The organism is Pseudomonas sp. NPDC089547, from assembly GCF_050280665.1.
Taxonomy (GTDB): domain Bacteria; phylum Pseudomonadota; class Gammaproteobacteria; order Pseudomonadales; family Pseudomonadaceae; genus Aquipseudomonas.
In genome coordinates, this window is the sequence record NZ_JBNNVS010000037.1 from 48,190 (window position 1) to 56,731 (window position 8,542).

Here is an 8,542-nt window from a genome sequence, read left to right on the forward strand (position 1 = left end):
TGGATCGTGCGATTTTAGGGCTTACCGCGACACCCTGTGGGAGCGGGTTTACCCGCGAAGAAGTCGACGCGGTGCATGGCACCGGCTGCGCCGGTATTCGCGGGTGAACCCGCTCCCACAGGGATATCGCTTGCTTTCAGGCAGTGCTGCTTCTGACCGTTGCGTAGGATAGTTCGCTTGTTGCGCCGAACTGAAGGGGGGAGGGCAAGGTTCAGGAAAGTCTGACGATTCTGGAGGGACTGACAGGTGTACGCCTCAAGTGCCGCAGCGCCTATTAGATCGAGCGCCGCCCGCGCGGCGCTCGATCTACGCATCACCTCAAACCCGCGGCAAACACCTGTCAGCCGTTATCCATTCCCCGCCAAACACCAGTAACTGCGTTTCAAACCTTCAACACCAACTTGCCAAAGTTCTCCCCACTGAACAGCTTCAGCAGTGTTTCGGGGAACGTCTCCAACCCCTCCACCACATCCTCCTTACTCTTCACCTGCCCACTGCCCAGCCACCCGGCAATCTCCAGCGCGGCCTTGCCGTAGTCCTTGGTGTAATCCATCACCACAAAGCCTTCCATGCGCGCACGGTTCACCAGCAGCGACAGGTAGTTGGCCGGGCCTTTCACGGCTTCCTTGTTGTTGTACTGGCTGATCGCGCCGCAAATCACGATGCGGGCCTTGAAGTTGATGCGGGTCAGCACGGCATCGAGGATGTCGCCGCCAACGTTGTCAAAGTACACGTCCACGCCCTTCGGGCATTCGCGCTTCAGGCCGGCCAGCACGTCTTCGGCCTTGTAGTCGATCACCCCGTCAAAGCCCAGTTCGTCCAGCAGGTACTGGCACTTCTCGGCGCCACCGGCAATGCCGACCACGCGGCAACCTTTGACCTTGGCAATCTGCCCGACAATGCTGCCCACCGCACCGGCCGCGCCGGAGACGACCACGGTGTCGCCGGCCTTTGGCTGGCCAACGTCCAGCAGGGCGAAATAGGCGGTCATGCCGGTCATGCCCAGCGCCGACAGGTAGCGGGGCAGGGGCGCCAGGTTGGGGTCGATCTTGTGCAGGCCCTGTGCCTCGCCGGTGAAGTAGTCCTGCACGCCTAGCGCGCCGCTTACGTGGTCGCCCGGCTTGAAGGCAGGGTTGTTAGAGGCAACCACTTCGCCCACGCCCAGCGCACGCATCACCTGGCCCAGGGCCACGGGTGGAATGTACGACTTGCCTTCGTTCATCCAGCCGCGCATGGCCGGGTCCAGCGACAAGTACAGGTTGCGCACCAGCACCTGGCCTTCGCCAGGTTGTTCGGCAGGTACGCTTTCGAAGGTGAAGTCGTCACGGCGCACGGCGCCGACCGGGCGTTTGGCGAGCAGGAAGCGGCGGTTGGTCTGGGTCATGGCGGGTCCTTGTGGGCAGTGGAGGGATTCAGGGGTTCAATCTACCTTGTTGATGTAGGCAGGTGGTTAACATCACTGACAAGCATGGTAGCCCAACCGGTGGGGTGATGATGCTGCCCGGCCAAGCGGTGCCTGACTATGCTCTGAACCCCATCAGACCTTCACAGGAGCACGCGATGAGCATGACCTTTTCTGGCCAGGTAGCCCTGGTTACCGGCGCTGCCGCCGGCATTGGCCGGGCAACCGCCCTGGCGTTTGCCCGTGAGGGCCTGAAAGTGGTGGTGGCCGACCTTGACCCGGTTGGCGGTGAGGCGACCGTGGCGTCAATTCAGGCGGCGGGTGGCGAAGCGCTGTTCATTGCCTGTGACGTTACCCGGGACGCCGAGGTGCGCCAGTTGCACGAGCGTCTGATTGCCGCATACGGTCGGCTGGACTACGCCTTCAACAACGCCGGCATCGAGATAGAGCAAAACCGCCTCGCTGAAGGCAGCGAGGCGGAGTTCGATGCCATCATGGGCGTGAACGTGAAGGGTGTGTGGCTGTGCATGAAATACCAGCTGCCCTTGCTGCTGGCCCAAAGCGGTGGGGCGATCGTGAACACCGCCTCGGTAGCGGGACTGGGGGCGGCGCCGAAGATGAGCATCTACAGTGCCAGCAAGCACGCGGTGATCGGCCTGACCAAGTCGGCGGCCATCGAGTACGCGAAGAAGGGCATCCGCGTGAATGCCGTGTGCCCGGCTGTTATCGACACCGACATGTTCCGCCGCGCTTACGAGGCCGATCCCCGCAAGGCCGAGTTCGCCGCCGCCATGCACCCGGTCGGGCGTATTGGCAAGGTCGAGGAAATTGCCAGCGCGGTGCTGTACCTGTGCAGTGACGGTGCGGCGTTTACTACCGGGCATTGCCTGACGGTGGATGGTGGGGCTACGGCGATTTGAGCGCGGACCGCGTCGCCTTCTTCGCGGGCTCGCCCGCTCCCACAGGTACAGCGCTGGCCTCGGGTTGGGTGCGATCCTTGTGGGAGCGGGCACGCCCGCGAAGAGGCCGGGCCTGCCAACGCTGATGTCAGCCCATACTGCCCACCCGCACACACCACGACCTCTACCAACCTGTTAGCGACACGCTCATAGCTATTTGACACTATTCTGACGCCAGGCCCTTGTCCACCGGTTGGCAACGTTGCCACCCTTGGCCTTCGGGAAAACCTGGCACACAGAAGGGGAATCGGCATGGGCGCGAGCAAGCACGGTGTGCTGGCCAACCTGGGCATGGCCCGCAAACTCGGCCTGGGCTTTGCCCTGGTGCTGGTGCTGACCTTGGCGGTGGCGGCCATCGGCATCGCCGCGTTACATAGCGTTGGCCAGCGCTTCGACAGTTTGCGCCAATTGGCCCAGTTCAATACTGATCTGTTGCGCTTGCGTCAGCATGAGCAGGCGTTTGCCCTGCGCTCCGACATCCAGCAGGCCGAAGCCTTGCGCAGCGGGCTGCAGGGCCTGGCCGAGCGCGTCCGCGGCTTGCCGGCACTGACGGCGGCTGAAGCCGACCTGGCAGCTTACGGCCAGGCGTTCGAAGCCTTTGTGTCGGCGGTGCAGGCCAAAGAGCTGGCGTTGGACATGGCCAGCTGGTCGGTATCCAGCGTGGCCAATAACCTGGATGTGTTGCAGGCCGGCTTGGCCGACGACGGTGTGTATACCCTCAAACAGTCCCAAGGCCAGCAGGGCGGCGAGTTTCTGGAGCAGGCCGCGCAGGTGTCTCAGGTGTCGCGGCTTATGCTGCAGGCCATGGACGAAGCGCGGGTGCGGCTGGAAAAAAGCCGCAAGGGCGAAGGGAGCGTAAGCCAGGAACGCATTGCCCAGACGGTGGAGGCCGCCAGCCTGGTCGGCCAGTTGCAGGGCGCGGTCAGTGATGCCGGCTACCAGAGTGTGCTGGGTGAAGTGGCCGGGCACATTGGCAGTTTTTCGGAAAAGCTCAACGAATATACCGACCAGCTGGCCCGTGAGCAGGGGCTGAAGGCCCAGTTGCAAGCCAGTGCCGAGCAGGTGACCGGGCGGGTCGACCAGGCCTATCTGGGGCAGGAGCAGGCCCTGCAGGGCGAACTGCAGCGCAATGCCTTGGCCATCGGCCTGGCAACCGTGCTGGCGCTGGTGGTCGGTGTGCTCGCGGCCTGGCTGATCACCCGTGCAGTGGTGGGCCCACTCAAGCACGTGATTGCCCGCGCCCGGCGCATTGCAGCCGGCGAGCTGGCGTTTGACGCCCAGGCACCGCGCCGTGACGAAGTGGGGCAATTGATGCAAGCCATGCAACAGATGGCGGCGGGGCTATCGGGCATTGTCAGCGGCTTGCAGCAGGGCATCGAGCAACTGGCCGGAAATGCCCAGGCGTTGTCTGCGGTGACCGAGCAGACCAACCGCGAGGTGGGGAGCCAGAAGGAAGAAACCGAGCAGGTCGCCACTGCCATGCAGCAGATGACGGCCACCGTGCACGACGTGGCGCGCAATGCTGAAGAAGCTGCGCAGGCAGCCCAGGCGGCGGACGACAAGGTCGATTCTGGCCAGCAGGTAGTGCGTCAGAGCATGCAGCGCATCGAGCAACTGGTGGCGGCGGCGGAGACGGCCAGCGCCGGCATCGACAGCCTTAGTGCCGAAATCCACACCATCGGCGATGTGCTGGAAGTGATCAAAAGCGTGGCCGAGCAGACTAACCTGCTGGCGCTGAACGCCGCCATCGAAGCCGCCCGCGCGGGTGAGCAGGGGCGCGGTTTTGCCGTGGTGGCCGATGAGGTGCGTGCGTTGGCGCGGCGTACCCGGCAGTCTACCGAGCAGATCGAGGCATTGGTCGCCAGCTTGCGCGGTAACGCGCAGCAATCGGTGGCGCAGATCCGTGGCAGTACCGAACTGGTGCGCCTGGCGGTGGCTGACGCATTACAGACTGAAAGTGCACTGGGCAGCATTGCGGCGGCGGTGTCGTTGATTCAGCAGATGAACCAGCAGATTGCGGCGGCGGCCGAGCAGCAGAGCTCGGTGGCGGAAGAGATCAGCCGTAGCGTGACGCAGATCCGCGGCAGTGCCGACCAGGCGGCGTTGGCGATGCAGGACAATGCCAGGTCAAGTATCGAACTGGCGCAGCTGGGTAGCGACCTGAAGGGGATGGTGAGGCATTTCAGCCTCTAGCCATTTTGGGTCGAGACACGGTCTCTGTAGGAGCGGCCTTGTGTCGCGAAAGGGCTGCAACGCGGCCCCAGCAATATTTGCAGCGATGCAAAAATCCCGGGGGCGCTTCGCACCCCTTTCGCGACACAAGGCCGCTCCTACAGGGGATCGCGCAGGTCTCAGGCCCTGCGCGGGTTGAGGATCAGCAGGGCCAAAACCCCCGCCACAATCCCCCAGAACGCCGAACCAATCGAGAACAAGGTCAGCCCCGAAGCCGTCACCATAAAGGTGATCACAGCCGCCTCCCGCTCACGCGCCTCGCTCATGGCCACGGTCAGCCCGTTCATGATGGAGCCGAACAGCGCCAGTGCGGCAATCGACAGCACCAGCTCTTTCGGCAGGGCCGCAAACAACGCCGCCAAAGTCGCGCCGAACACCCCGGCAATCCCGTAGAAAATCCCGCACCACACCGCCGCGGTATAACGCTTGGCAGGGTCTTCATGGGCATGCGGCCCGGTGCAGATCGCCGCACTGATCGCCGCCAGGTTTACCCCGTGCGAACCGAAAGGCGCCAGCAGCAGCGAGGCAAAGCCGGTGGCCGAAATCAGCGGCGAGGCCGGCACCTGGTAGCCGTCGGCACGCAGCACGGCCACCCCGGGCATGTTCTGCGAGGTCATCGCCACCACAAACAGCGGAATGCCAATGCTGATGGTTGCCGCCAGCGAGAAGCTTGGTGTGGTCCATACCGGTTTGGCCACTTCCAGGTGGAAGCCGCTGAAGTCCAGCAGGCCCAGCGCGCCGGACAACGCCGTGCCTACCAGCAGTGCGGCCAGCACGCAGTAACGCGGCGACAGGCGCTTGACCAGCAGGTAGCTGAAGAACATGCCCAGCACCAGCAGTGTGCGGTGCTGCGCGGCAACGAAAATTTCGCTGCCGATCTTGAACAGGATGCCCGCCAGCAATGCCGAGGCCAGCGAAGCCGGAATGCGTTTGACCAGGCGCTCAAAGCTGCCCGTCAGGCCGCAGATGAGCACCAGCACGGCACAGGTGATGTAGGCACCAATGGCCTCGCCGTAGCTCACCCCGCCCAGGCTTGTGATCAGCAAAGCCGCGCCGGGGGTGGACCAGGCGATGGTGATCGGGGTGCGGTAGCGCAGCGACAGGCCGATGCTGCAAACCGCCATGCCGATCGACAGCGCCCAGATCCATGACGAGATCTGCGCGTTGGTCAACCCGGCCGCCTGGCCGGCCTGGAACATCAGCACCAGCGAACTGGTATAACCGGTAAGCATGGCAATAAAGCCGGCGACCACCGCCGACGGGGAGGTGTCTGCCAGGGGCCGCAGGCGTGCGGAAGTGGCATCGGTCATGAACAAAGTCCTTGTAAAGGTGTAAGCAGTTTTTTCAGACTACAGCGCGCAAGGTTGATCCTTGCCATACAGCGGCCATTGCTTTTAGCCGTACAGTCGCCAACTATTGGGCGCAAATGCAAAACTGCTTGGAAGGGGAGGGGCAATGTACAAGGTCTATGGCGACTACCAGTCGGGCAACTGCTACAAGGTCAAGCTGATGTTGAGCCTGCTGGGCCATTCGTATGAATGGCACCCGGTGGACATCCTCAAGGGCGAGACCGAAACACCCGAGTTCCTGGCGATGAACCCCAACGGCAAGGTGCCGGTGCTGGCGCTGGAAGACGGCAGCTACCTGTGGGAGTCCAATGCCATTCTCAACTTCCTGGCCGATGGCAGTGAGTTCCTGCCCAGCGAGCCGCGCCTGCGCACGCAGGTATTGCAGTGGCAGTTCTTCGAGCAGTACAGCCATGAGCCGTATATTGCCGTGGCCCGGTTCATCCAGTTCTACCTGGGGCTGCCGGACGAACGCCTGGAGGAGTACCGCAAGCTGCACAAGGGTGGCTACAAGGCGCTGAAGGTGATGGAGCGGCAGTTGCAGATGACGCCGTACCTGGTGGGTGAGCAGTACTCGATTGCCGATGTGGCGTTGTATGCCTACACCCACGTGGCGCAGCAGGGCGGGTTTGACCTGGCTGACTACCCGGCAGTAAGGGCCTGGCTGGAGCGCGTGAGCAGCCACCCGCGGCATGTGCCGATGGTGGGATAGTTTTTAATTGTACCGGCCTCTTCGCGGGTGAACCCGCTCCCACAGGGATATCACTGGACCTGAGAACAGTGGGGTACCTGTGGGAGCGGGTTTACCCGCGAAGAGGCCTGTGCAGGAAAACTACAAGCTGTCAGGCCGAAGCAAACCGCTCATCCAGGTAGGCAATGATGGCCTTGGACTCATACATCCAGGTCACTTTGCCACCTTCCTCGATGCGCAGGCACGGCACTTTCACCCGGCCGCCACCTTCCTGCAGGGCCTGGCGGTGCACCGGGTCGTTCTTCGCATCACGCAGCGCCACCGGCACGTTCAGGCGGTGCAGGGCGCGGCGGGTCTTGACGCAGAACGGGCAGGCATGGAATTGGTACAGCGCCAGGCCCTTGGCCGCTTGTTCGACGCGGGCCTGGGCGGCGGCATCGCGCTTGCGCTTGGCCGGGCGGCTGATCCAGTCACCGAACACGATAAGCTGGCCGAGGCCGACCCGCAGGGCTTTGACGATCATGGGCAACTCCTGAAATGAAAAAGCCGACCCTGCAGGGTCGGCTTGGGGTCAGCAGCCAATCATTTGATCAGGCTGAGGAACTCGCTACGGGTGGCGGCGTTTTCGCGGAACTCGCCCAGCATCACCGAGGTGATCATGGTCGAGTTCTGCTTCTCGACACCGCGCATCATCATGCACATGTGCTTGGCTTCGACCACCACGGCCACACCCGCAGCACCGGTTACCTGCTGCACGGCTTCGGCGATCTGGCGGCTGAGGTTTTCCTGGATCTGCAGGCGGCGGGCGTACATGTCGACGATACGCGCGACCTTGGACAGGCCCAGTACCTTGCCCTTGGGCAGGTAGGCAACGTGTGCCTTGCCGATGAACGGCAGCATGTGGTGTTCGCACATCGAATACAGCTCGATGTCCCGGACCAGCACCATTTCGCTGTTGTCAGAGCTGAACAACGCGTTGTTGGTGACTTCTTCCAGGGTTTGCTCATAACCGCGGCAAAGGTATTTCATCGCCTTTGCTGCCCGCTTGGGCGTGTCGAGCAGGCCCTCACGGGAGACGTCCTCACCAATCTGGCTGAGGATCTCGGTGTAGTTCTGTTCCAGGGACATGGATCTACCTGTAGGAAAAATCGCAAAAACGAAGGGTACGGCGGTGCGGACGGCGCTGCAAGCGCGGCGTTACTCTTCGCGGCCTTCGAGCATGGTTCGCTTGAGCATTACATACACGGCCCCGGTGCCACCGTGGCGGGCGCTGCACGAGGCAAAACCCAGCACCTGCGGGTGCTGGCGCAGCCAGGTGTTGACGTGGCTCTTGATCATCGGGCGCTTGCCGTCCAGGCGTGCGGCCTTGCCGTGGGTCACCCGCACGCAGCGCACCTCCAGCCTGGTGGCTTCGGCGATGAAGTCCCACAGGGTTTCGCGGGCCTTTTCCACGGTCATGCCGTGCAGGTCGAGGCTGCCTTCGAACGGAATCTGCCCCAGTTTCAGCTTGCGCAGCTGGCCTTCCTGCACGCCGTCGCGGCGCCACATCAGTTCGTCTTCGGCGCCAACGTCGATAACGAACTGATCGGACATGCCGTCGATCACCAGGGCCTTGTCGCTGCGCACGGTCGCCGCCTGGCGCAGGCCAGCCAGCTTCTGGCGGTCGGCCTTGGGCTTGCCGACGTCGGCACGGTCGTGGCGGATTTGCTTTACGCCGCGCACTTCAGCCTTGAACAGGGAAAAATCGTCGTCTTGCATGATGCCTCCACATGGGCGGCGTAGTTTACGCGACTGTGGGGCCATGTGCAGCCTGTGCCGGCCTCTTCGCGGGTAAACCCGCTTGTATGGTAGGACTTGAAGGGAGGAGGAGGGTCATAACTCGCTTCTGACTGTTCGCGCAGTACAGACCGTG

At 63.1% G+C, this 8,542-nt stretch carries 8 protein-coding genes and 1 pseudogene; 4 read left to right on the top strand and 5 right to left on the bottom strand.

Features of this window, described 5'->3' with window-relative positions; all coding sequences use genetic code 11:
• Window positions 1-382: 382 nt before the first annotated feature.
• On the bottom strand, window positions 383-1,384 hold the full coding sequence (locus ACQKPZ_RS21400; RefSeq protein WP_427541916.1) for an NADP-dependent oxidoreductase: 1,002 nt from the start codon (window positions 1,382-1,384) through the stop codon (window positions 383-385).
• Window positions 1,385-1,560: 176 nt separating this feature from the next.
• Here ACQKPZ_RS21400 and ACQKPZ_RS21405 point away from each other — a divergent pair, with 176 nt between their 5' ends.
• The 3 genes and pseudogenes from ACQKPZ_RS21405 (at window position 1,561) to ACQKPZ_RS21415 (ending at window position 4,554) form a co-directional block, all read left to right on the top strand.
• Complete coding sequence (locus tag ACQKPZ_RS21405) at window positions 1,561-2,322, top strand: SDR family oxidoreductase (RefSeq protein WP_427541919.1); 762 nt, start codon at window positions 1,561-1,563, stop codon at window positions 2,320-2,322.
• Between the two features lie 843 nt (window positions 2,323-3,165).
• Window positions 3,166-3,693 (top strand): annotated as a pseudogene (locus ACQKPZ_RS21410) (HAMP domain-containing protein); the annotation flags it as partial.
• Entirely contained in the window at window positions 3,691-4,554 is an 864-nt protein-coding gene (locus ACQKPZ_RS21415; RefSeq protein ID WP_427541939.1) for a methyl-accepting chemotaxis protein, read from the top strand. The pseudogene ACQKPZ_RS21410 and the gene ACQKPZ_RS21415, both read left to right, overlap by 3 nt.
• A 158-nt stretch (window positions 4,555-4,712) precedes the next feature.
• Here ACQKPZ_RS21415 and ACQKPZ_RS21420 read toward each other — a convergent pair whose 3' ends face one another.
• Entirely contained in the window at window positions 4,713-5,903 is a 1,191-nt protein-coding gene (locus ACQKPZ_RS21420; RefSeq protein WP_427541921.1) for a benzoate/H(+) symporter BenE family transporter, read from the bottom strand.
• Window positions 5,904-6,048: 145 nt separating this feature from the next.
• On the opposite strand from ACQKPZ_RS21420, the gene ACQKPZ_RS21425 reads away from it, so the two are divergent.
• Window positions 6,049-6,651, top strand: a complete 603-nt coding sequence (locus tag ACQKPZ_RS21425; RefSeq protein ID WP_427541924.1) for a glutathione S-transferase family protein — start codon at window positions 6,049-6,051, stop codon at window positions 6,649-6,651.
• Between the two features lie 130 nt (window positions 6,652-6,781).
• Here the strand turns inward: ACQKPZ_RS21425 and ACQKPZ_RS21430 are convergent, their stop codons facing one another.
• From ACQKPZ_RS21430 to ACQKPZ_RS21440, 3 genes are all read right to left on the bottom strand, one after another.
• Window positions 6,782-7,153 (bottom strand): glutaredoxin family protein, encoded by a 372-nt coding sequence (locus tag ACQKPZ_RS21430; RefSeq protein WP_427541927.1) that lies wholly within the window; start codon window positions 7,151-7,153, stop codon window positions 6,782-6,784.
• Between the two features lie 59 nt (window positions 7,154-7,212).
• Complete coding sequence (gene folE / locus ACQKPZ_RS21435) at window positions 7,213-7,758, bottom strand: GTP cyclohydrolase I FolE (RefSeq protein WP_012271077.1); 546 nt, start codon at window positions 7,756-7,758, stop codon at window positions 7,213-7,215.
• 69 nt (window positions 7,759-7,827) lie between these two features.
• Window positions 7,828-8,388, bottom strand: coding sequence for a Smr/MutS family protein (locus ACQKPZ_RS21440; protein ID WP_427541930.1), 561 nt, complete (start codon window positions 8,386-8,388; stop codon window positions 7,828-7,830).
• Window positions 8,389-8,542 lie beyond the last annotated feature (154 nt).